The 23,551-nt window shown below is 42.1% G+C and carries 17 protein-coding genes; 5 read left to right on the forward strand and 12 right to left on the reverse strand.

Features of this window, described 5'->3' with window-relative positions; all coding sequences use genetic code 11:
* Positions 1-7: 7 nt before the first annotated feature.
* Positions 8-868, forward strand: coding sequence for a glucose-1-phosphate thymidylyltransferase RfbA (rfbA, locus tag Q3A68_RS07040; protein ID WP_302900352.1), 861 nt, complete (start codon positions 8-10; stop codon positions 866-868).
* 39 nt (positions 869-907) lie between these two features.
* On the opposite strand, the gene Q3A68_RS07045 is transcribed toward rfbA, so the two are convergent.
* The 7 genes from Q3A68_RS07045 to Q3A68_RS07075 all read right to left on the reverse strand — a co-directional run bounded on the left by Q3A68_RS07045 (position 908) and on the right by Q3A68_RS07075 (position 8,209).
* On the reverse strand, positions 908-2,365 hold the full coding sequence (locus Q3A68_RS07045) for a N,N-dimethylformamidase beta subunit family domain-containing protein (protein WP_302900353.1): 1,458 nt from the start codon (positions 2,363-2,365) through the stop codon (positions 908-910).
* Positions 2,366-2,565: 200 nt separating this feature from the next.
* On the reverse strand, positions 2,566-3,474 hold the full coding sequence (gene miaA / locus Q3A68_RS07050) for a tRNA (adenosine(37)-N6)-dimethylallyltransferase MiaA (RefSeq protein WP_302900354.1): 909 nt from the start codon (positions 3,472-3,474) through the stop codon (positions 2,566-2,568).
* 69 nt (positions 3,475-3,543) lie between these two features.
* Positions 3,544-4,200 carry an IS1096 element passenger TnpR family protein gene (locus tag Q3A68_RS07055; protein ID WP_302900355.1) on the reverse strand — a complete coding sequence of 219 codons (657 nt, stop codon included), beginning with the start codon at positions 4,198-4,200 and terminating at the stop codon, positions 3,544-3,546.
* 38 nt (positions 4,201-4,238) lie between these two features.
* Positions 4,239-5,651 carry a CCA tRNA nucleotidyltransferase gene (locus Q3A68_RS07060; protein WP_302900356.1) on the reverse strand — a complete coding sequence of 471 codons (1,413 nt, stop codon included), beginning with the start codon at positions 5,649-5,651 and terminating at the stop codon, positions 4,239-4,241.
* 82 nt (positions 5,652-5,733) lie between these two features.
* Entirely contained in the window at positions 5,734-6,300 is a 567-nt protein-coding gene (locus Q3A68_RS07065) for an L-threonylcarbamoyladenylate synthase (RefSeq protein ID WP_302900357.1), read from the reverse strand.
* Position 6,301: 1 nt separating this feature from the next.
* The gene (locus Q3A68_RS07070) at positions 6,302-7,276 is read right to left on the reverse strand and encodes a glycosyltransferase family 9 protein (protein ID WP_302900358.1); all 975 of its coding nucleotides are present in this window, start codon (positions 7,274-7,276) and stop codon (positions 6,302-6,304) included.
* 117 nt (positions 7,277-7,393) lie between these two features.
* A complete protein-coding gene (locus Q3A68_RS07075; protein WP_302900359.1) occupies positions 7,394-8,209 on the reverse strand; it encodes a 2,3,4,5-tetrahydropyridine-2,6-dicarboxylate N-succinyltransferase in 816 nt (271 codons plus the stop codon).
* A 174-nt stretch (positions 8,210-8,383) separates the two neighbouring features.
* On the opposite strand from Q3A68_RS07075, the gene Q3A68_RS07080 reads away from it, so the two are divergent.
* The 3 genes from Q3A68_RS07080 (at position 8,384) to Q3A68_RS07090 (ending at position 12,156) form a co-directional block, all read left to right on the forward strand.
* Positions 8,384-8,788 (forward strand): RNA-binding S4 domain-containing protein, encoded by a 405-nt coding sequence (locus tag Q3A68_RS07080; protein WP_302900360.1) that lies wholly within the window; start codon positions 8,384-8,386, stop codon positions 8,786-8,788.
* Between the two features lie 239 nt (positions 8,789-9,027).
* A complete protein-coding gene (locus Q3A68_RS07085) occupies positions 9,028-9,933 on the forward strand; it encodes an MraY family glycosyltransferase (protein WP_302900361.1) in 906 nt (301 codons plus the stop codon).
* A gap of 276 nt (positions 9,934-10,209) precedes the next feature.
* Positions 10,210-12,156, forward strand: a complete 1,947-nt coding sequence (locus Q3A68_RS07090; protein WP_302900362.1) for a polysaccharide biosynthesis protein — start codon at positions 10,210-10,212, stop codon at positions 12,154-12,156.
* Between the two features lie 53 nt (positions 12,157-12,209).
* On the opposite strand, the gene Q3A68_RS07095 is transcribed toward Q3A68_RS07090, so the two are convergent.
* Both Q3A68_RS07095 and Q3A68_RS07100 read right to left on the reverse strand, forming a co-directional pair.
* The gene (locus Q3A68_RS07095) at positions 12,210-12,689 is read right to left on the reverse strand and encodes a nucleoside deaminase (RefSeq protein ID WP_302900363.1); all 480 of its coding nucleotides are present in this window, start codon (positions 12,687-12,689) and stop codon (positions 12,210-12,212) included.
* A 91-nt stretch (positions 12,690-12,780) separates the two neighbouring features.
* The gene (locus Q3A68_RS07100; protein ID WP_302900364.1) at positions 12,781-13,371 is read right to left on the reverse strand and encodes an OmpH/Skp family outer membrane protein; all 591 of its coding nucleotides are present in this window, start codon (positions 13,369-13,371) and stop codon (positions 12,781-12,783) included.
* 301 nt (positions 13,372-13,672) lie between these two features.
* Between Q3A68_RS07100 and gyrB the strand changes: the two genes are divergently transcribed.
* The gene (gene gyrB / locus Q3A68_RS07105) at positions 13,673-15,631 is read left to right on the forward strand and encodes a DNA topoisomerase (ATP-hydrolyzing) subunit B (protein ID WP_302900365.1); all 1,959 of its coding nucleotides are present in this window, start codon (positions 13,673-13,675) and stop codon (positions 15,629-15,631) included.
* Between the two features lie 62 nt (positions 15,632-15,693).
* Here gyrB and Q3A68_RS07110 read toward each other — a convergent pair whose 3' ends face one another.
* The 3 genes from Q3A68_RS07110 to Q3A68_RS07120 are packed head-to-tail and all read right to left on the reverse strand — an operon-like array spanning position 15,694 to position 23,535.
* Positions 15,694-16,152 carry a retropepsin-like aspartic protease gene (locus tag Q3A68_RS07110; protein WP_302900366.1) on the reverse strand — a complete coding sequence of 153 codons (459 nt, stop codon included), beginning with the start codon at positions 16,150-16,152 and terminating at the stop codon, positions 15,694-15,696.
* A gap of 11 nt (positions 16,153-16,163) precedes the next feature.
* Positions 16,164-18,434, reverse strand: a complete 2,271-nt coding sequence (gene tamL, locus Q3A68_RS07115) for a translocation and assembly module lipoprotein TamL (RefSeq protein WP_302900367.1) — start codon at positions 18,432-18,434, stop codon at positions 16,164-16,166.
* 7 nt (positions 18,435-18,441) lie between these two features.
* On the reverse strand, positions 18,442-23,535 hold the full coding sequence (locus Q3A68_RS07120; RefSeq protein ID WP_302900368.1) for a translocation/assembly module TamB domain-containing protein: 5,094 nt from the start codon (positions 23,533-23,535) through the stop codon (positions 18,442-18,444).
* Positions 23,536-23,551 lie beyond the last annotated feature (16 nt).

The raw sequence follows: 23,551 nt of genomic DNA on the forward strand, positions 1-23,551 counted from the left end.
TCTTCTTATGAAAGGTATCATATTAGCCGGCGGTTCAGGCACCAGGCTTTTCCCAATTACAAAAGCTATCAGTAAGCAGTTAATGCCTATTTACGACAAGCCAATGATCTATTACCCTTTGTCGATATTGATGATGGCTGATATCCGTGAGATACTGATCATCACCACGCCTGAAGATAGCGATAGCTTTAAAAGATTATTAGGCGATGGGCATGAGTTAGGTTGTCATTTTGAGTATGCTGTTCAAGCAGTTCCAAATGGATTGGCGCAGGCATTTGTAATAGGCGAGGAGTTTATTGGTGACGACAAAGTAGCACTGATATTGGGGGATAACATCTTCTATGGTACAGGGTTTGACCAACTTATCCAGAGTTTTAACGACGTAGATGGTGCAGCAATTTTTGCCTATAAGGTATCCGACCCGGAAAGATATGGTGTGGTGGAATTTGATGAGCATTTTACTGCTTTATCGATCGAAGAAAAGCCATTGAAACCGAAGTCATCTTATGCTGTGCCGGGATTGTATTTTTATGATAACGAAGTGGTAAGTATTGCTAAGAACATCAAGCCATCCCTTCGCGGAGAATATGAAATTACCGATGTAAACCGTGCTTACCTGGAGAATAAAAGATTGCACGTAGGTGTGATGGATCGTGGCACAGCATGGCTGGATACAGGTACTTTTGATTCATTAAGCGATGCGACAGAATTCGTTCGCGTAATAGAAAAGCGTCAGGGCACCAAGATAGGTTGTATTGAAGAAGTCGCCTATCGTCATGACTTTATTGATAAAGATCAACTAAAAGTGCTGGCCGAGAAATACATTAAAAGCGGATATGGAATGTATCTGAAAAATCTGCTTCAGTAAGCGTTCTCTGGCAATACATCCCATATTTCCCCAGGGAATTTAACTGCTAAAAAGGCTCATATTATTCAGCGACTTTTCGATCATATTTTTTGTAATCTGGGAGATTTTGTGTCCGTCTTTTCCTTCGATACCTGTGGTTGAGCACCAGTTTGTGGATGCCACATTAACGACAGTTCCTGATTTGGCGGTCTTCTTAAACACAATGAATGTACCAAGCCCTTTATTGCCCCAGTTAATCGCGAAATCATAACCCAATAGCTCGATTTTAAAGAAGTTTAATTTCGAATTATCAATAACAGGTATTTCTGAGGACCCGGGGTGGATCATTTTAATTACAGGCGCTCCATCATATTCAAGTGTTGGCAAGCTTAGAATATCACCATTTTTCAGTCCTGTGCCTTCAAATAATGGCGATTTTTCATTGACGATCTTATAACCATTAAATCCATTTTCCAGTTTATTGCCGTATCCTCCACCTTCAAAATCAGCGCCAATGCTGCTTATAACCGGGTATTGCAATTGAGGAGTTGACCAAAAAATAGTGCTGTAGATCGTGCCACCAAGCGGATCGAGTTTTTTATCTTTATAGCATATCATCAAGTCCTTGGTGGAATTATACCTGACCTGGAAGTACATGGTATTACCCGAGAGTATTAAGACATTTTTCCCCGAGGCGATAAACTTGTCGATATTTTTCCTGGCTTCTCTTGTCCAATACTCACTATGACCTGCTATAATGATAATTTTAGTGTCCTGTATCTCCGTATAATCATCCAGATCGGGATCTGTGATATATCTTATGTCATAAGGCTGATTACAGGCCCATTTTAAAAAGCCAGAAGTATAATCTACTGCACCCCATACCGAACGGGCGTACGATGCAACCGTACTCCGGGAGTTATCGGGTTTATACAAACTCTTACCTCCCTGTATATTGTAGGCATTATCCGTATTGCTAGGATAAACGACGGTGATGTCATTATTTTTTGTTTTGCTTTTACAGATGATCGAACAGATGATTACACCATTTGCAATAAATCTATAAATTCCGCTTTTGAGATCGGCCGGCAATTTTACCGTGACAGTTGGTTTATAGCCGGATCCGTTTAGCCAGGGTTTCAGGCTGCTGTTGGCTTGAATGTTTATCGCCTGGTTGATGTGACGAATTACTTTTTCTGCAGCGTCGGTAAACTTAATTGTTTGGTTGCTGTTAGCAGCGCCGGAAATATATAAGGTAACAGTATCACCTGGATAATAGGTCAATTTGTCTGAATAACATTTAATAATCCGTGAAATAAAATCAGGCTCCGGCATCAAGTCTGCTCCGGTTTCGGTGATGGTAAATTGGCCGAGATAGTCACTTGACACAACAGGAGGCACTGGTATTGAACCAGGCCCGGAATTGGGAATGTTCGAAGATTCTTTTTTGCACCTTGAAAAGGCAAAAAGCAGCACCAGGGAGCTTAAGAAGTTCCTCCTTTTAATAGGGGTATTCATAAAGTATAAATATTAAAGTAAATTTTGTCGCAAAATAATATTGGCTATATTTTCTTAAAGTTTAAATAATATTAAATAAACAGAGTAAAATAGAGCTGTTTAAAAAGTAACAGTTATAATTAATATTACGGAGCAAGAAGAGTAAGTGCTACAGTATGAGAAAAATATTCACTAATTTTTTAGTTCTGAGTATGAGGGGCTTAGGTTTTGATGATAGATTCAGGAAGATTTTCTGACGCTGCATCCAGCCATTTTATATCCTTGTCTTTTCTAAACCAGGTAAGTTGACGCTTGGCGAAACGGCGTGTATTTTGTTTAATCAAACTGATAGCAGTATCTAAATCAGTTTTGCCATCGAAATAATCAAACAGCTCGCTGTAACCAACAGTATTCAATGCGTTAAGGTGCCGGTATGGCAAAAGCGAACGCACCTCTTCAACTAGCCCCTCCTTAACCATTAAATCCACACGTTGATTGATGCGGTTATACAATAACTCACGTGGTAAATTCAAAGCAATTTTAACAATTTCAAAAGGACGCTTATTAATAGTAGCCTTCCGGTAAGAGGAAAAAGGATTACCAGTAGCCTCGAATATTTCCAATGCCCTGATCAGTCTTTGGGGATTATTCAGATCAACCTGTTGATGATAATCAGGGTCGGCTACTTTAAGTTTAGCCTGAAGATGTTGAACGCCTTTTTCTGCAAGTTCCTGGTTAAGTCGCTCTCTAATCTCCGGGTCAACTGTAGGCAGATCATCAAAACCTTGTGTTACAGCTTGTATATATAAACCTGATCCGCCTACCATTATCACCTGGTCGTACGTTTTAAACAGCTCATCCAATAATTGCAGGGATTGTTTTTCAAAATCACCTACAGTGAAATTTTCTGTTATGGAATGAGAATCAATGAAATAGTGTTTGGCTTGTGCTAATTCCTCTGCATCCGGCTTGGCGGTGCCGATAGACATTTCGCGATAGAATTGACGCGAATCAGCCGAGATGATCTCCGTCTGCAATTGTTGGGCCACTTTTATGGCAGCAGCAGTTTTACCTACCGCCGTGGGTCCTGCAATTATAATAAGCTTTTTGGGAGATCGGGAGTGACTCATAGCGCATGGTTCATGGTCGGTACAATAAATGAGTGCTATGAACTATGAACCATGGGCTACAAGCCAGAATTAATAATCATCGTTGTGCTGGTGGTGGCCTTCGTCTTCAAAGCCTTCATTATCAGAAAATTCGCTGCCAAACTCGTCTTCAGTCTCCTCTTCGCTTTCATGGTGTTCCTCAACCTCCAATTCATCCTCTGTATCAAGAACTTCGGTGAAACCTTCTTCAGCGTCCTCGGCGTTAAATTCTATCTCGTTCAGGAAATCGAAATCTTCGCTGGCCGGAGGTAATATGGTTGGATTGAATACATTGCCAAATTGTTTCGGCGCCTCGCCGCTAGATTTTACTACGGCAGGGTAAGTTGTACCTGGTGTTTCATCAAGCAAGATCTTCAACAATTCAATATGAAAATCAAACGGGCGATCGAAATTAAAAGTGTAATAAAATTTTTGATGGGGGTCGTCTATCCTATTGCTGAGCTTCACTTTATCCATCTGTACTATTCCACGGTCAATTCTGCGTTGATTAGGCATAAAGGTGATTTCTTCGCCTTTTATCCATTGGTCATTGCTAACATAGAATGAAGATGGATATTCGCATTTATAACCTATTGCCTGATGAATTGCACGATGAAAGTCTTCGAATGTTTGGTTTGATTTTATGTCTATTTCTCTAACCACGTCATCGTAATCTTCAAAAGCAACCCGAAATCTGTATACTGCCATTTTTGTTTGTAGAATTTTACAAAGTTAATTGTTTTAAATTAATATGTGTTTGCCACAACTTTTAAGCCAATTTCTGCGCCTTTTTTTATTGTGAAGTCGAGAGCAGCCTCGCGTGAGTTTGGAATTTCACCTTCCAGTATTGCCTCGCGAATCTGATTTTTGATAATTCCAACTTCGCGCCCCTCTTTAATGCCGAATATATGCATAATATCTAAGCCGCTAACAGGGGGTTGCCAGTTGCGTATTTTATCACGCTCCTCAACATCTTTTAGTTTTTGCTGAACCAGCTCAAAGTTGTTTCTGTACTTCTTTATTTTGTATTCATTTTTTGTCGTTATGTCTGCTTTACACAACAGCATCAACGATTCGATGTCATCGCCGGCATCGAATAATAACCTGCGGACAGCCGAGTCGGTTACCACATTTTGGGCAAGAACAATAGGCCGTAAATGAAGCTGTACCAATTTCTGCACAAACTTCATTTTTTCATTTAGCGGCAGTTTCATGGTCGCAAATATTTTGGGTACCATGCGTGCCCCTTTATCCTCATGTCCGTGAAAGGTCCAGCCATGACCCGGCTCAAAACGTTTGGTTGCAGGCTTGGCAATATCATGCAATATGGCCGCCCACCTGAGCCAAAGGTCATTGGTAGTAGTGGAAATATTATCCAGTACCTGCAGCGTATGATAAAAGTTGTCCTTATGGCCCTTGCCATCAATATAATCGACGCCGAAGAGATTAGCCATCAATGGAAATATCTTATGCAACAGTCCAGTATCGAATAGATAAATAAAACCTACCGATGGCTTGGCCGACAAAATAATCTTATTCAACTCCTCGGTAATACGTTCCTGCGATATGATCGAAATTCGTTCTACATTTTGCCTGATGGCTTCAATTGCTGCCGGATCGATTGTAAAACTCAATTGTGACGCAAAACGTATCGCCCGCAGCATTCTTAGTGGATCATCTGAAAATGTCTCCACCGGATCAAGCGGTGTCCTGATCAGTTTTTGTTCAAGGTCTGTTACACCACCAAATGGATCGAGCAATTCGCCGAATTGATCCGGGTGCAGGGCTATAGCCAGTGCATTAATCGTAAAATCGCGGCGTTTCTGATCATCATCCAATGTGCCATTCTCTACAATAGGCTTGCGGGTATGGGCGCGGTATGACTCCTTGCGTGCGCCTACAAATTCCACTTCAATGTCCCTATATCTCAGCATAGCCGTACCGAAGTTTTTGAACACCGACAGCTTTACTTTCAGCTTCTGGGCAACGCTTTCGGCAAAGGCTATTCCGTTGCCAATAATGACGATATCAATATCTTTTGAGGGCCGATTTAGCAGTAGGTCGCGCACAAAACCACCTATGACGTAAGCCTGCACACTCTGCTCTGCAGCAATGCCACTTACTATTGAAAATAAAGGATGTTTAAGGTGTTGTTTCATGCGATGGTATGCTTCGCTGGTTCAAAAGCACAAATTATTCCGCTACAAAAATCGTAATTAGAAAGCCTAAACCATAATAAAATTAACGACGGATAAATTCAAACTGCCCATCGGGGTTAAGGCGCATAATGGTTGATGGTTTTTTCTTCTCTGTGTTATGCTGTTCCAGATTCACTACATAGTCCACGCCATCAACAACTTCCTGGTCAACTTCATCGAAAGTTTGAGGTGAAGGTTTGCCACTGATGTTTGCAGAAGTAGATACGAGAGGCTTGCGCAGCCGTTGTATCAGTTGCTGGCAAAAGTCATGCTTTGCTACCCTGATACCCACACTGCCGTCAGCTGCAATCAAGGCGGGCGATATGTTTTTGGCTCCCGGCATTACCAGGGTAAGGGGATTCTCAGCATATTCAATCAGGTCATATGCAATCGAGGGGACCTCCTGTATATAACTTTCCAATTTGTTTTCTGTATCTAACAAAATGATCATGCTCTTAGCTTCATCGCGTTGTTTTAGCGCAAATATCTTTTTGATGGCCTGCGTATTGGTGGCATCACATCCTATCCCCCAAATAGTATCGGTAGGATAGAGGATAATCCCACCATCCTGGATGACTTTTAAGGCCTTAGCAACTTCTTCCTTCAACATATTATAAATATAAGCTTAACGCGTTTATAATTTCAGGTTCGTCAATTAACTGCATACACTTGGGAATGCCGTATAGTTTGCAGGTATTGCGCACACAGGGCTCACATTCCAGTTTCCCGGCGCGGATCACCTTCAGATGTTCCTTATTATAAGGAGCGGTATTTAATTCATTCCCTGCTCCAAACAATACGATAGTAGGCACGCCTAAGCTATTGGCCAGGTGCGCCGGGCCTGAATCGGTAGTCAACACGGCTTTTGATGAAGCCATCAAACTACATAATGCTTCAAGATTTGTCTTCCCGGCATAGTTTTCAATTTGTCCGTTTTCTGTGCCGCTTAGTAATTCATCGATATAAGCTTTCTCTTTTGGAGAACCAACCATCACAAACCGGGTATTTTTAAAGACATTGGTTAGTGTGTTGATCAATTGTTTTCCTTTATCAAGCGGCATCCGGCGGGAAACAGCCTCCGAGTTAAAGTTTAATACAACCTGGTTGCCATCATTCTCAACCATTTTAGCCCGAAGCCTGACGGACCGTTCCGTGATCTTATTCCCCGTAAATTGCTCAAGTAACGAGACATACTCATCCGTACGATGCAGGTTTGCAGGCTTTTTGAACGTGCTGGTCATTAAAAAGAACCGCCCCTCCTTACCAAACCCGATTCGTTTTTTGGCCTCAGTTGCCCAACCCATTACTGCTGATGAAAGCGAATCGGGCAGGCAAAAAAACAGGTCATATTCTTCAATTTGCAGAGTCTTGCCAAAACGATAGACGCCGGATAGCCCCGGATACTCCTGTTTCGAGAATAAATGAATCTTATTAAGTCCGGGGATAAGTGACGCAATACCACCTAATTCCTTTTTGATGATCACATCAACCACCGCATCAGGGTAAAGCTGTTTTACCGCACCAACAAAAGCAGTACTCATTACCACATCGCCGAGCCAGTTGGGTAGCCTGATTAAAATCTTCATACGGGGAGATGTGAGATATGAGATGTGAGATATGAGAAAGCTAATCCAATGCTCTGCATAGTTCAATCTTTAATTTATAATGAGCTCATATCTCAAATCTCACCTCTCAAATCTAAACTAGACCGCTACATTATTTTCCCTCAAAGCATCATTCAGTGAGGTTTTTTTATCGGTCGATTCTTTTCTTTTACCGATAATCAATGCACATGGTACCTGGAATTCACCTGCTGGGAATTTTTTTGTATAAGAGCCAGGGATCACTACTGATCTCTCAGGTACACGACCTTTGTATTCAATCTTATCCTCGTGAGTAACATCGATAATCTTAGTGGATGCAGTAAGCACCACGTTAGCACCTAATACTACTTCCTTCTCTAAATGCACACCTTCAACAACGATAGCACGTGAGCCTAAGAAACAATTGTCTTCAATAATAACAGGAGCAGCCTGAACAGGTTCCAATACACCACCAATGCCTACACCCCCACTAAGGTGGCAATGTTTACCTATTTGTGCGCATGAACCTACCGTCGCCCAGGTATCTACCATGGTCCCTTCGTCAACATAAGCACCGATATTTACATAAGACGGCATCATAATCACACCTTTTGCCAGGTATGCCCCATAACGTGCAATAGCGTGCGGAACAACGCGGACGCCTGTTTTTTTGTAATCGGTTTTCAATTTCATTTTATCGTGAAAAACGAACGGGCCTACTTCAATCTCTTCCATTTGCCTGATCGGAAAATAAAGGATCACCGCTTTTTTTATCCAATCATTTGTATGCCAGCGATGGCCTACTAACTCGGCCACACGCATTTCGCCACGGTCTAGTCGTTGTATTACTGTTTCAATGGCGGTGGTATAATCATGGTTCCCCAAAAGGGTCCGGTCTTCCCAAGCCTCTTCAATAAGTTTCTTTAGATTTTGCATTAGTGATATAAACTTTTGACAAATTAAAGGATTTTAAAGGAGAATTGTTCACCTATAGGCAGAGTATCTTGGTTATAACAAACCATAAATCTATCTGTTTAATTAACCCAGTGATAACTAGTTCTTACCTTTGCCGGTATTAATAGAAGCAATCGCAACTGAATCCTTAAAGAAATGCCTGAGAAAGAGAAACTACGGATCGATAAATATTTGTGGGCGATAAGAATTTTCAAAACCCGTTCACTGGCAACCGAGGCTTGTAAAGCAGGTCGCATTAAGCTTGATGGACAGAATATTAAACCTGCTCATGAAGTGAAAGTGGGGGAGGTATATCTTGTGTCGAAGGGACCGGAGCGTAAAATAATCAGGGTACTTGGATTATTAGAAAATCGCATGGATGCGAAAAGTGTCGCAGGTTTTTATGCTGACGAAACACCTGTTGAAATGACCCACGCGTTTAAATCGATTTTTAATGCACCGGTTTTAAAACGTGACCGTGGAACGGGCCGGCCAACCAAACGGGATCGACGAGAAATTGATGATATGAAGGACAATTTCTTTGATACAAAAGAAGACTAAGCCGGAGCAAAAACTGCCTGACCAATTCCTAATCTTGATGTTAGCGAAAAAAAGTGCATCTTTGCAGCATTTTTGGGAGCCTCCGGTCACCATACGCCAAATTGAAAAACTATATTGATTGACATCCTACAACATATCAAATCAAAAAAGGCTGCCTGGCTAAATCTTGGTTTCCCATTTAACAACTCAGCCTTTATAGTATGATCTACGGGATAATAGCAGTTTTTTTTTTTGCGGGCATGTTATTATACTTCCCAATTGCAGAACATTATAACATCATCGATCACCCCAACGAACGTAGCTCACACAGTGCCGTCACTATTCGCGGTGGTGGGGTAATCTTTCTTTTTGCTGCTTTAACTGCTGTGATTATGCATCCGGCTTACTGGCTGCCTGTACTGGCGCTTTTTATAGTGGGCATAATCAGTTTTATTGATGACCGGATCACCTTGTCGAGCAAAATAAGGCTACTGGTGCATTTGATAGCAACAACTTTGTTTTTCGTTTACCTGGGCGTTTTCTCCCGGCCAATTTACGAATCCCTCTTTCTATACTTTGTGGTAATTGGGATTATTAATGCCTACAACTTTATGGATGGCATAAATGGTATCACGGGTTGCTATAGCCTGGTCGTGTTAGCCGGATTACAATATGTTAACCTGAAGCTAAGCTTTATTGAGAAGGATATGATCTGGTTACCTATGATAGCCTGCGGCGTGTTTCTTTATTTTAATTTCCGTAAAAAAGCCAGGTGTTTTGCAGGGGATGTGGGAAGTATCACTATTGCCTTCTGGATCGTAATGTTATTGATCAAATTAATATTGGTGACGAATAATTGGTCCTATATTTTAGTTCTGTCCGTGTATGGTACAGATTCAGTGTTAACAATAATACATCGGATTTGGCTAAAACAAAATGTATTTAAACCACACCGCCTGCACCTGTATCAAATTATGGCTAATGAACGTAAAATGTCGCACCTGTGGGTATCATTCGGCTATATGCTCTTGCAAGGCGGGATAATCTTTTTTGTTGTAAATAACAAAGTGTTTACCGTGATAGGTTTATTTGCTGTTATCTTGATACCGCTTATATTAATATATATAATATTAAAAGTAGTACTGATGAAAAAAATAAGTACCTGATACCATGCGATTAAACCATCGGATACGTTTTTTGTCATAAGAACTAAAACTTTTTGCTGTGCGGTTTTGTTCTGTTGTCTGACAGGAGTTGTGGATATGTTAAAGCAAATAGGTATTGTAACAATAATGTTTAACGATGCATCTGAAAAACCGGGTTATTTTTAATAAAATTGCATTTTTATTTTCCCCCTATTATGTTTCAACTGGTGCATTTTTTGCGTATTTAAAAAATATTAGCTATAATTATATCATCTACTCATCTACTAACATCATTTTATGAAAAAATACCTACTCTTTTCTAAGGTCGTGCCGCGATGGTTGATAATGCTTGTTGATCTTTCGATTGTGGCCTGGTCTTTTTCCACTTCTTATTTTATTGTAGAACGATTCGAATTTGTTAATATCCTTCGCGGTTACTTCTTCATATATACAGGTTTATACAGTGCTGTAGCAGCAATCGTAATGTTTGCCATGCGCATACACATCGGGCTGATCCGTTATTCCAATACGCGTGATGTGCTGCGCATTTTTGGTTCAGCGTTTATAGCCAGCCTGCTTTATCTGGTCATCATTAACACCTGGGTTGTTCACGCGATTCATGTTGATCTGGTGACGATCAACCTGGTTCTTTTGATCAATTTTTCTGTATCAAGCACTTTGCTGATTCTATTGCGTACGACTGTAAAAAGTATCTTCTTTTACTTGACTAACAACACGAATGCGAAGAAAACAATCGTCCTGATTTACGGATCTGATAATAATGCCGTGCTTGTAAAGCAGGCGCTTGAAGCCAGTGCAAATACCAACTTTTGTGTAGTTGGCTTTGTGGATGATGGCAGTAAAAAGATAGATAAGGAAATCCAGCAGGTAAGGGTATATCACATTGATAAGCTTGGGAAACTGAAGGAAAAGTATAACGTGGATAAGCTGATCATCATGAATCACAATCTTGATGAGCACACGAAAAAATCTGCACTCGAAAACTGCCTCGCGCTGGGTATTCAAGTGTTAACCGTGCCGCCCTCAGATCAGTGGATTTACGGCAAGCTTAACCCGCAGCAGATTAAAGATCTTAAGATCGAGGATTTGTTGCAGCGCAAGCCGATTAAAATCGATAATACGCGCATTTCGGAAGATCTACATGGCAAACGCGTGTTAGTTACAGGTGCAGCAGGTTCTATCGGTTCAGAAATTGTAAACCAGGTGCTGGGCTACAAACCCGCGATGGTTATTTTGTGTGATCAGGCTGAATCCCCTTTGCACGAAATAAAACTCGAGGTGGAGGAGAAATTCCCGAATGTGCCTACTACAATATTTATTGCCGATATCAGGAATTTACAGAGAATGCACAAACTATTCTCTGATTATCGGCCTGAAGTTGTTTTCCATGCCGCCGCGTACAAACATGTGCCAATGATGGAAGAAAACCCATCGGAAGCAGTATTGGCAAACGTGTTGGGTACCAAACATGTGGCCGACCTGTCAGTTGCCTTTGGAACTGAAAAATTCGTTATGGTTTCAACGGATAAAGCGGTTAATCCATCCAACGTAATGGGTACTACCAAGCGCATTGCCGAAATATATATCCAGGCATTGAAGGATAACCCGATTAATAACAGACCGGGTATTCAACCTACCCGTTTCGTTACCACCCGCTTTGGTAATGTATTGGGGTCAAATGGTTCAGTTATTCCGCGTTTCAGGGCGCAAATACAAAAAGGCGGTCCTATTACTGTAACGCACCCTGAGATCACCCGTTATTTCATGACCATACCTGAAGCTGTTCAATTAGTGCTTGAGGCCGGTACAATGGGAACAGGCGGCGAGATATTCATATTTGATATGGGGCAACCGGTAAAAATTACCGATTTGGCATTGAAAATGATCAAATTGGCAGGGTTGCAGCCTGAAAAAGATATCAAGATTGTTTATACCGGGTTAAGGCCAGGTGAAAAACTATATGAAGAGTTGTTAAACGCAGGCGAACGTACCATGCCTACACATCATCCTAAAATCAAGATAGCACAGGTAATAACCTATCCTTATGAAGGTGTTGCTGCGGATATTGAGGAACTTCTCGAATTGAATAAAAACCAGGATGATGAAGCTATTGTGAATAAGATGAAAGACATCGTTCCTGAATTTATCAGCAAAAATTCACAGTATGAATACTTGGATAACAATGATGGAGATATCGAAGTAATAGAAGCGCTTGCAAGCTGATACTTCTGATCTTTAAATATTAAAAGCGCCCTGTTCAGGGCGCTTTTTTGTGATCAATAATCTGTTTTTGATTCAGAGTCAACCCAGAGTTTAAATGCTGATATTGCCTCATCGTGCAAAAGCTGAATGATCGGTAATTTGCGCTTGTTCATCGGCAATTCCAGTTCCTTGTAGATGTAGTGATCGTCAAAACCAATCTCTGCTGCATCAACTTTTGTATTGCCGTAGTAAATGGTATCCATATGGGCCCAGTAAATGGCGCCAAGGCACATAGGACAGGGTTCGCAACTGGTATAAATAACACAACCAGTGAGATCATAAGTGCCTAACTGCTGGCAAGCAAGTCTGATAGCTGATACCTCGGCATGCGCCGTTGGATCGTTTTGCTGGACAACTTGATTGGCACTGGCCGCAACCACTTCGCCATTTTTTACAATCACCGCACCAAAAGGTCCACCCGCAGCCCCCTTTACGTTTTGCTCAGACAGTTCTATCGCCATCCGCATGAATTTTTCGTGTTCCTTCATTTCCATAGCTTCTGCGAATTAAAAACCCCGGTCTTTAAGGAACCAGGGTCTTGTTGTATTTTTAAAACATGTATCTGTTGGTACATGTGTATAAGGGTTATTTTTTGTCTTTTGCGTAAGCATCATTCAGCCTTTTTGTAACATCGGCTGTAACATCAAGTCCCGGATCGCCATACCACATAGTGGTGTTGCCTTTTTGATAGGTCAGAATCATTTTATAGCCTTTTTCCTTAGCATAGTCTTTCATAAACGCAGCAACTTTTTCATAAAGCTTCTTTTGCTCGTCATTCTGCTCATTCTGAAATTGAGCAGCTGCATTTTGTTGATATTGCTGAAACTCCTGTCCCTCACGCTGCAAACGTTGTTCAGTACTTGCCCGTTGATCCGCACTTAGCGTATTAGCGCTTCTTTGATATTCGGCAGCCTCTCTTTGCAAAGCCTGCTGGCGTGAGCCTACATCGCCTTGTGCAGATTTGCCTTTATCCTCAAGGCGTTTGGTCATATCTTTAAAGTAGTCATATTTTGATAGCAGCGTGTCCTGGTTTACATATACAATGCTGCCTGCTCCTGCAGTAGTTACTGAAGCTGCTGATTTATCTGAAGTTTTATTTTGGTTGCACGCCACAATAGTTCCGGCAACCATAAGGCCTAACGTTAGTTTAGTTAAGGACGAGGTCTTGATTTTCATTCTCTTAAATTCAAAAATTTTGACAAAGATAAACTTTCACCTCAACTATCCTAATTTACTGATGTGCAAATTTACCGATGTGCAAATATGTAAATGCGAGGGACGCGCAGATGCGAATTTAACTTTTCATAGAAGTTGAAATGGCGCTTTTTCGGCGTTATTTGTACATTCGCACACTTGTATATCAGCATATATAAACATCCCCCTTATTTATCCACAGCATGCCTTAAATCCGGGGTAAAATGCGTATTTTTGTATATTAATTCCCCAAATAAAAACGGGGTGATTGTTGGACACAAATATGAGCGAAGAAGTAAAAGAAGTATCGAATTATTCAGCAGATAATATACAGGTTTTAGAAGGATTGGAAGCGGTGCGTAAGCGCCCTTCAATGTATATAGGTGATACCGGCCCAAAGGGTTTGCATCACCTGGTATATGAGGTGGTAGATAACTCGATCGACGAAGCGCTTGCCGGTTATTGCGACACCATCAAAGTAATTATCCATAAAGGCAATTCCATCACAGTTGAAGATAACGGCCGTGGTATCCCAACCGGGATAAATACCAAGGAACAGAAATCGGCATTAGAACTGGTAATGACCATATTGCACGCCGGTGGTAAATTCGATAAAGATACTTACAAAGTTTCGGGTGGCTTACACGGGGTGGGTGTATCCTGCGTGAACGCGTTATCGACCCACATGATCACGGTTGTTCATCGTGAAGGTAAAATATTTACCCAGGAGTACGAACGTGGTAAGCCAATGTTTGATGTAAAGGCTATCGGCGTATCGGATCGCACCGGCACTATACAAACATTTTACCCTGATCCTGAAATATTTACTCAAACTCTGGAGTATAAATACGACACACTGGCAACCCGTTTGCGTGAGCTTGCATTCCTCAATAAAGGTATTAGGCTTACCCTTACAGACGAACGCTATCCCGATGATAATGGTAATTACATTACAGAGGAGTTTTATTCTCAGGGCGGCTTAAAGGAGTTTGTACGATACCTGGATGGCACCCGCACGCCGTTGATCCCTGAGCCGATTTATGTAGAAGGTAACAAACAAGGCATACCGGTTGAGCTTGCCCTGCAATATAATGATACCTACAGCGAGAACGTGTTCTCGTACGTAAATAACATCAACACCATTGAAGGCGGTACCCACGTGGCGGGTTTCCGCATGGGGCTGACCCGTACGCTGAAAAGCTATGCAGATAAGTCGGGTTTACTAAAAAATGTGAAGATCGATATTACAGGTGATGACTTCCGCGAGGGATTAACTGCGGTGATCTCTGTAAAGGTTGCCGAGCCTCAGTTTGAAGGTCAGACCAAAACCAAGTTGGGTAATAGCGAAGTGAGTGGTGCTGTGAACGTTGCGGTGGGCGAAATTTTGTCTAACTATCTCGAAGAGAATCCGAAAGAGGCAAGGCTGATCGTTAATAAAGTGATTCTGGCAGCTACAGCGCGCGCTGCCGCACGCAAGGCTCGCGAAATGGTGCAACGCAAGAACGTAATGGGCGGTAACGGATTGCCCGGAAAACTGGCTGATTGCGCTAATAACGATCCAGCAGTATGCGAGATATTCCTTGTCGAAGGGGACTCGGCGGGTGGTACTGCAAAACAGGGCCGTAACCGCGAATACCAGGCTATTCTGCCATTAAGAGGTAAAATCCTGAACGTAGAGAAAGCCATGGAGCACAAGATCTACGAGAATGAGGAGATCAAGAATATGTTCACAGCATTAGGGGTGAGCATAGGAACTGCAGAGGATGATAAAGAATTGAACCTTTCCAAGTTACGTTATCATAAGATCGTCATCATGACGGATGCCGACGTGGACGGGTCGCACATTACTACACTTATCCTGACCTTCTTCTTCCGTTATATGAAGGAGCTTGTTGAATTCGGTTATGTATATATTGCTACTCCACCACTTTATTTGGTGAAGAAAGGCAAAGAGCAGGAGTATTGCTGGAACGAAGTTCAGCGCGATGCGGCTATACAACGCCTAAAAGGCAGTGGCAAAGAAGATAGTGTACATGTACAGCGTTATAAAGGTTTGGGCGAGATGAATGCAGAACAATTGTGGGAAACTACAATGAATCCGGAGACCCGTACGCTGCGCCGGGCAGGTATTGAAAATGCTGCCGAATGCGATCATACCTTCTCTATGCTGATGGGCGATGAGGTTGCACCCCGCAGGGACTTTATTGAAAAGAATGCGAAGTACGCTAAGATAGACGTATAAATATTTCTGTATTGAAAGTCTGAATATTATAAAGCCTTGCCGATTTGGTGAGGCTTTATGTTTTATGATTCGATATGGAAACTGAGTGTTTGCTGGCCATAATCGATCACTGCACGATATTTCATAAGAATATCCCCACCTAATACGCCTAAAACTTCCGGATGATTGAGCTGACGGTAAGCGATATTAATTGTTGAGAGATCGAGCACCGCAACCTCAAAATCGGGAACATAGAGATCCCCAATCTGAATATCATGGATGACTGCGGTTGATGAAATCATATTTGTTACCCCCAAGCCTGTAGATAGTCTTTCGCTTGCGGTGATAAGCACTCCCGACTGCGCTAATTGATCATGATCAAAAGCCGTTTTGGATGCGCCGGTATCAAGCACCAAAATATAGTCTATGCCATTGATCTTTATCTCAACCAAAGGATGATAGCCATCGCCGTGAAGGTCAATAATTTGAAGGGGAACCGTTATAGTCATCTTGCAATAATAAGTATTCCCTAATTCAATCATTCAATAATTGACTAAAAGGGATATCCTATGGCCAGATTGAATACTCCGTATTGCGCTTTAAACTTATAAGGCTGTCCCGGAGGGAACGGATAACGTACCGGGAACCCCAGATCAGTACGAAGGATAAGAACAGTTAAGTCAAAGCGTAAACCGAAGCCCCAGTCCACAGCCATTTGATTGATGAAATCTTTACCAAAGGCTGCCCCCGGTAACCCCGCATGCGGTCTTAAGTTCCATATATTTCCCGCATCCATAAAAAGCGCGCCGTATACGATACTAAATAATTTCGGCCGGTATTCCACATTGGCTTCAATTTTTATATCGCCCGATTCATCCGGAAGGAAACCATTGGCGCTCGTAATTGTCTCTGCCGGTGTGTAAGTGCCTGGCCCGATTGATCTAGCCCTGAATCCACGCAGGCTATTGGTGCCACCTATGAAAAATTGCTGGCTGTACGGCAGAATAGTAGAATTGCCATATGGTAAACCAAGACCTACGATCAATCTGGTAGCGATACTGCTATTGGGGGTTAGTTTATGATAAAAATGGAATTCATTCTCAATCTTTACATATTGGTTAAATGGAACGCCAAACAACTTGCGCACCTTTCCGGCTAATGTGTCTGCACCTGTTAACAAACCATAAATGTTGCCTGAAAGGGAAATTCTTCCATTATAAAAATAGGTATTGGTGCGATTGGTTTGTGTGGTAGTTGTGTACGTATACCCATAACTTGGCCCGAAAGTAAATTGGTTATCTATTACATGTTTCAGTGTTGGGTTTTGCGTATGTTGTATACTATCTAAATATTGCTGTGTTATGTGAGCTGCATCTACCCGGGTCACATTGATAAGATTCAGATCATGGGTAACAAAGGTGTTCTGCTTCCATTCATAGCCCCATGATCCGGTGTATGAATTCAAAAGATAAAGCTTACTGCGATTAACAAGTGTATATCCTAAGGTCAAGTTGGTATGTGGAATGTAGGCGTTGTCAGCCTTTGGATCGCGGAACGGCATGATAAAGCGCGGCCATGATACGGTAGTCTGAACGCCGGTTTGGTATACATTATAGCCGCTATTTTGTCCGGAGAACTGAACGTCTGAACTGCCGAATAGGGTAACAGTCAGGGCTTCGGCTCCTTTAAAGGCATTACGGTTTTTCCAGTTTATATTGATCTGTGTACCTGTGTAATTCGCAGATGTAGTTCGCCCTAATAAGTCAAGTTGCAGGGATTTCTTCGGGTACGGCGTCAAAAAGTAGTAAATATTTAACTTCGATGAGTCAGCAGAAACATCTTCAAACCGGTTTTTTACAAATTTAAAAGGCCCCAGGTTAATCATCCTGTTCAATGACTTATTGTGATCAGTACGGTTATAAACCTGTCCTGGCTGTAACAATACAGAGTTTTTAAATACGAATGGCCGTACTGTATTTTTTGTGTCGATCACATTATACCAGCGATATTTTACTGCCGAATCGAGTTTAAGAGCAGTATCCCTTAATGTATAATGCGGGTACACATAAATATTGCCAATCTTATATATCCTGCGCGCCTCGTCGGCGGTTTCGTCTTTTACTTTTACATAAATATCTACCTGGTGGCCTTTTACGGTACTATCCACGCGCATAATCAGGTCTTCAGGTGCGAAATAATAAAAACCTTCCTCCTTTAACCTTGCATCAATACGTAAGCGCTCATTCTTTATCACATCCAGGTTATAGTTATTGCCAACAACGAATAAGGTTTGCTTTACAGTCCCGGCAACTGCCGTATCTACATCGCTTTTCCCTGTTGGGAAATATACCGAACGGATGGTATAATTTGGACCAGGTTCTACAGTATATATTGCCTTGGCGATTTTCTTCTTGCTGATGGTGTCGCCGCTTACCTGCGCCTGGAAATAACTTTCATTTTGCAGTCTGCTTTGTAATACCTGGCTGTTCTTGTCCACGTCAACCTCGCTGATCAATACTGGTGGCTGACCGAATTTGGTATTGAGCCAATGCCTGAATCCTTTCCTTTTGTTGGTTTTGGTCTTATCGTATATCCATAGTTTTACCCGCATCCCCAATATTTTTGAATTTGGATGAGGACGCAGCAGATCAGTTAGTTCTTCGCTCATTCCCTTTGCGTCTTTTGCAGTTACATTCCCCGCAGTGTCGGCAAATTTTACAGTGCCGCCATCATAGAGTTTCTGATTTGGCCCGAGATATTTGGTAGTGCTGCAGGCAGTCAGTACAAGCGAAAGAATGAAAATATATCGTAGTCTTGGATTCATGGGGTAATTAGTTGGCTGCTTGCTGCTGGGTATTTTTAGCTTCCTGGTCTTTTTCTTTTTGATCTTGCTTGTATTTACGTTCCAATTCCTTGTCCTTAGGCGTTTTTCTTCTGAATATCTGGCTAAAGCGGTTGTAATCGACGGTTAACGTAAAGCCTACACCGGTTTCAATGATCTCGCCCTCAATCACCACAAATTGGTCGCGGCGATAGGCGCGTAGTTGATAGCGGCCATCTTTACTCAGTTTATAATTCACGGAAACATTTCCCGCTATATCAGTGGTTTTTTGCCCGGGTTGATTCTGACCCTCAAGATTGAAATTGTTCCCCACACTCACAGTAAGCCGGTCATTTAGAAACCGCTTGGATAGCCCTACATTCAGGTCCGTTCGGTTTTGGGCTGTACCGGAGGAGTAGTCTTCGCCAGATGTTAATCCGAAGTTTAAATCAACACCTGCTATCAGGTTACCTGCCAGCCGGTTCAGTTGATCTGACAACAAGCTGCTCACGCTATTGCGTACCAAACCCTCAACACCGGCATTGCCCCCCTGGCTTTGCAGTGGATTATCGCCAATAAAGTGACCTAACACTAAGACTCCTAACACTTGCTTATTCAACTCATTTGGATCTTGCCTGATCTGCGCAAGCCGGGAATCAACCGTGTTAATTACATCCTGGGATACAGTGTAGCTGCTGTCTGGTAACACGATATCAAAACTGATATCTGGTTTCATTAGATCATTCTGCAGTGTCAGGTTTACGTTGAACGGTAGCTTTTGCTTATACATGGTTTGATTTTCCGTACCCGTCAATTGGTCGCTTACCAGGTCGATAGGAGGTACATCGGCCACATAAGTGGCTGTCAGGTTGATACTGGCGCTGGTAGGATCGCCGGTCCAGGTTATACTGCTCCCTTTTTTGAAAATGAATTTACGGTTGACTGAGGCGTAGGAAAGATTGTATGATCCTTGCTCTACAGTATAGGTTCCTGTTAAATTCGTCTTCCCGCTAGGGTCTATCCCTCCATTCAGTTGTGCTTCACCTTTAATATGGACAATGTCACCATTGTTCTGATCGACCACAATATTAAAAACGGCATTTCGGTTCACTCTGATGGTGGCGTTTACATCCATGCCCTTGAGTTTGCTTTTCTTCAAAGAATCAAGCTGCCGGGCCAGCATAATAGAATCCGACTTAGGGGCATTAGGGTCAATAAATTCTACCACCCCTTTCCGGTCTTCTATACTTGGGTCACTCGATGGAAGAACGATGGTTAGGTTGGTTTTGTCATTCACTGTAAGGTCTGCTGCCACAACCGGTGAATTCATATCGCCTCTTATTTTGATGTCGCTATTCAAATATAGTTTTCCATAGTACAGCTGGTTGTCTTCCCGTGTTGAGTTGATCACCCTGAAATTATCGCTGTGGATATTAACCCCGAATTTGTAGTCGGCATAATTAGAGGTGTAAACCGTTCCGGATACTATTGCTTTATTGCCGGTTGAATCAACTAGGGTAAAATCATTAAATCGTATGCCGTCATTATTAAAAGTGATGCTTTCGCGTGGCATGGTAAAGTAAGAATTCAGCATAGATACATTGAACCCAACTTTGTTAAAATTTACGTCACCGCGTATGGTCGGCGCTGCTGTGGTACCTGTTATCTTCAGCTCACCGGTAATGTCGCCACTTGCTTCTTTGATGCTACCGAAGCTAAAGCCTTCAATACTTTTCATATTCAGTTTCACAATGTTCAGGTCAAGATCAAAACGGCTTTGAAGAGCGGTATAATACAATCCCTTCAAATCAACCTGGTTGCCTTGGCCTGTAATACCTACGTCTGCGGCAAAAGTATTTTCTGTTTGATTATTTATTTTGATGGCAATATTGCCGACGGTATCTCCCTTAAAGTTAAAGTCGCTAATATTCATAGCTGTTGTAAATACTAGCGATTTCTGGAAATTGCTGATGGTAGCATCTCCGTTGATGACGCCGCCAACTTGTAATGAATCCTGTTGAGCTATACGAGTTAAAGTCTCGATGTGGAAATTTTTAAAATCGACTTTAACAGGGGCATTCATTTGTTGAGCAGTGCTATTAATACTTAGTATCTGATTGTTGTTAGTAATGGTGAAATCTTTGGCAAATATGCCCTTGTCACCAAATTGCAGAGCGTTGTCTGTGCTTACAGCCCATTGCTTATAATCGAGCAGGAGGCCGTTTTGCAGGAAACTGAATTGATATTCGTTAGGTAATAAGCTGAATATGCCTGCAATCCGGTAGCGTTCTTTTTTTGCAGCATCCCGAACCTGTAAATTGACGTCCAGTTTATCGTCCTCAGCCTTGCCTGTTATGCTGGTATAAAGCAGGTTGATAGAAGATGACGCCCTGATCTGATCGGCTGTCAAACTGTAGTCCATTTCGTCCCGGTCGGTTTTTATAGCCAGTTTTACATTACTTATCTCATTACCGGCATAAATCACTTTTGGCATATTACCATTCACAACAAGGTCACCGGTTTGACTGTTGAACCACCCATTAACTGTTATAGGATCCATCTGTTTTAGGTCCGGGGCAAAATCAGTTACCAGCGGCGTCTTTACAAAGCGGGCATCGAATTTAAATTGCTGCGGCGTATATTTTGGTTTGGCAATGGCTGTTTTAGAGGCAATCGAGCGATTAAAATATTGGTTGAACACATCTTGGATGGCTGCGCCAATTTCAGTCAGCTTGTACTTCCCTACCATATGGGCATAAAGCATTGGCGTTTTCAGGCGTAGGCTGCTGCTATCAGCATTGGATGTCGATACCAGGCTTACTGTATCAATTTTGATCCGTTTGCCGGATGTAAACATTACTATGTCGGTCGCCTTGATATTGGCATTTAAATAATCTGGATCGGCGGTGGGCACATTCGCTTCAATCTTGCCATGAAACCGGGTTTCGTTGGTTGCCAGGTTCAGGTTTTTCAGGTTAATACTATCCACTTCCAGTGTTGCGTTAACTGACGGATATTTCTTATTCAAGTTAGCTTTAGCATTCAGGCTGAAATTGATATTCGGATCCTTCATCCGGGCAATGGCCGTATAGCTGCCGTTTACAGCGGTGCCTTTAAGAGCGATGTTTTTATAGGTATATCCTTTAATGTAGGCACTGGCAATGTCGCCATTAAATTGCAGGCTAGCTGTTTTTGGATCGATGCCTGTGCCAGATATCTCAGTTGATAACGTAAAGCTGCCCAGTTGCTGAGGCTGTTTGGTTAAAGCGCCCACATTTAGCTGATTTAAATTGACATGCGCTGAATAAGTAGCTTTCTTTTTATTGGTGCCATTTTTCATTTGTGCATCCACATCAGCGCTGCCCAGGCTCGATTTTAAAGCCAGTTTGGTATTGAAGTTAGCCATGCTGCCTTTGAAGTTCCCTTTCAGATTGAAGTTCTCGGGAACAGTAACGTTCGAGGGTATCATTTGTGCAGGAACAACTTTAGCCAAATCAGAGCGGCTTGTATTAAAGTCATTTATCGTTACATCAAAATAAGCCTTGCTTATGTCAGGTAACCCCTTCATTTTAGCAGATGCTTTGATGTGAGTATTACTTAGGCCTGTGATTTCTAGAGACGGAATACTTAAGTCGTTCACTCGACCCCTCACCCGGCCATTGATCTTGAATACCCCATTCGGTGAGTGCTTGAATGGCTCCATAGTTGCCATGGTAGGCATAACAAGCAGTACATCTTTTAATCCCAGGCGACTGCCATCCAGGTCAGCATTAATATTGATCTTTCCTAAATCCCTGTTGATATTAGCTAAAGAAGGATAGCCAACAGCTATCTTTCTTTGTAAAATAGTTTGCGGTGTTTCCAGGTATAGATCGTTTAGGTAAGATTTATGCTCGCCATAGAAGAAAGCGGTATGGAATTTCTTGATCGCCAAGCCGCTCTTTTCGATAAAGGTCAGGTTGTTGATCTTTCCCGAAGAGCTGTCAGCTGTGTAAGATAGATTTTCCAATTCTGCATTCAGGTCGCGTATGTTCATGTGAGCGTAATCTAATCCGTTTTTTAACGGAGCCTGCGCATTGTTATCAAACTGGATGTGATCATTTTTAAAGCGGAGTTTCCGCAACACAGCTGACCATGGTTTGCCGCCTTGGGGTTTAGCCACCAGTGTATCCAGTTTTTTTACCGTTTTGACGATTGCTTTTTTAACTGTTTGTGGTTTGGCAAAAGTGAGCGAGGCGTGGGTATTATCCAGTGAGATATTATTGATATCTACCACCTGGCTTTTCAGATCGAGCTTGTTCATCTCGAGCAAAAACTTTCCGAGATTTACATTGGCCGCCATTTCATTGGTGCGGTAATCAACCTTGATGCGGGACAGATCAATTATACCCAGATTAAGGGTCATATTGATAGGTCGTGTCGCCGTATCAATTGTTGCTGCCTTTTGAATAGACGAACCCGCCGGTGTCTGAATAATTTTCGCATCGATGTCTGATACAGTGATCTTCGGAATCGAAAACTTCATTTTATCCATATCAAAATCCTTGATCCGCGTATCAAAATGGCCTAATATGAATTTGACATTATTGCCATTCGTCAGGTCGTTATAGCCTATATTGATCTTGTTCAGGACTATCTTATCCAGCGAGACCTTCATGGATGAAGTATCCTTCGGATTAGCTGGTTTAGATGGCCCACTGTTAAAGGCTTTGATGATATAATCGAAGTTGAAAACGCTGTCCTTACTGCGATATACATTGGCGGTGATGCCCTTCAGGTTGATTTCGTTTACTGTCAATTTGTGATGAAGCAGATCAAGCAGGCTTACATCCAGTTTTAGCTGATCCCCGGCTACAAGGGTGTCGCGTCTCTGGTCTTCCATGTAAACGCCGTCGATAACTATCAGCTTTGGAAGGCCTAAACTTATATGGCCGATCTTAACTTTGGTGTGAATCTTATTCTGGACGTAATTGACCGCTTTGTCCTTAATGAAATTCTGAATCCCAGGTATCTGAATTAAAATTATAATAACCAGTACCAGGAACAGAACGCTGCCAATAATCCAAAGGGCAGTCTTTAAGGCTATGCGGCCAAATCTTTTCAAGGGTATATGTTTTTCA

Source organism: Mucilaginibacter tolerans (assembly GCF_030519375.1).
In the GTDB taxonomy this organism is placed as follows: Bacteria; Bacteroidota; Bacteroidia; order Sphingobacteriales; family Sphingobacteriaceae; genus Mucilaginibacter.

Excerpts from the sequence above, each read along its gene's own strand:
- Q3A68_RS07075 (WP_302900359.1), bottom strand. The coding sequence starts at position 8,209 with ATGCAAAATCTAAAGAAACTTATTGAAGAGGCTTGGGAAGACCGGACC.
- Q3A68_RS07070 (WP_302900358.1), bottom strand. The coding sequence starts at position 7,276 with ATGAAGATTTTAATCAGGCTACCCAACTGGCTCGGCGATGTGGTAATG.
- Q3A68_RS07085 (WP_302900361.1), top strand. The coding sequence starts at position 9,028 with ATGTTATTATACTTCCCAATTGCAGAACATTATAACATCATCGATCAC.
- rfbA (WP_302900352.1), top strand. The coding sequence starts at position 8 with ATGAAAGGTATCATATTAGCCGGCGGTTCAGGCACCAGGCTTTTCCCA.
- Q3A68_RS07090 (WP_302900362.1), top strand. The coding sequence starts at position 10,210 with ATGAAAAAATACCTACTCTTTTCTAAGGTCGTGCCGCGATGGTTGATA.
- tamL (WP_302900367.1), bottom strand. The coding sequence starts at position 18,434 with ATGAATCCAAGACTACGATATATTTTCATTCTTTCGCTTGTACTGACT.
- Q3A68_RS07095 (WP_302900363.1), bottom strand. The coding sequence starts at position 12,689 with ATGGAAATGAAGGAACACGAAAAATTCATGCGGATGGCGATAGAACTG.
- Q3A68_RS07045 (WP_302900353.1), bottom strand. The coding sequence starts at position 2,365 with ATGAATACCCCTATTAAAAGGAGGAACTTCTTAAGCTCCCTGGTGCTG.
- miaA (WP_302900354.1), bottom strand. The coding sequence starts at position 3,474 with ATGAGTCACTCCCGATCTCCCAAAAAGCTTATTATAATTGCAGGACCC.
- gyrB (WP_302900365.1), top strand. The coding sequence starts at position 13,673 with ATGAGCGAAGAAGTAAAAGAAGTATCGAATTATTCAGCAGATAATATA.
- Q3A68_RS07060 (WP_302900356.1), bottom strand. The coding sequence starts at position 5,651 with ATGAAACAACACCTTAAACATCCTTTATTTTCAATAGTAAGTGGCATT.
- Q3A68_RS07065 (WP_302900357.1), bottom strand. The coding sequence starts at position 6,300 with ATGTTGAAGGAAGAAGTTGCTAAGGCCTTAAAAGTCATCCAGGATGGT.
- Q3A68_RS07080 (WP_302900360.1), top strand. The coding sequence starts at position 8,384 with ATGCCTGAGAAAGAGAAACTACGGATCGATAAATATTTGTGGGCGATA.
- Q3A68_RS07110 (WP_302900366.1), bottom strand. The coding sequence starts at position 16,152 with ATGATTGAATTAGGGAATACTTATTATTGCAAGATGACTATAACGGTT.
- Q3A68_RS07100 (WP_302900364.1), bottom strand. The coding sequence starts at position 13,371 with ATGAAAATCAAGACCTCGTCCTTAACTAAACTAACGTTAGGCCTTATG.
- Q3A68_RS07055 (WP_302900355.1), bottom strand. The coding sequence starts at position 4,200 with ATGGCAGTATACAGATTTCGGGTTGCTTTTGAAGATTACGATGACGTG.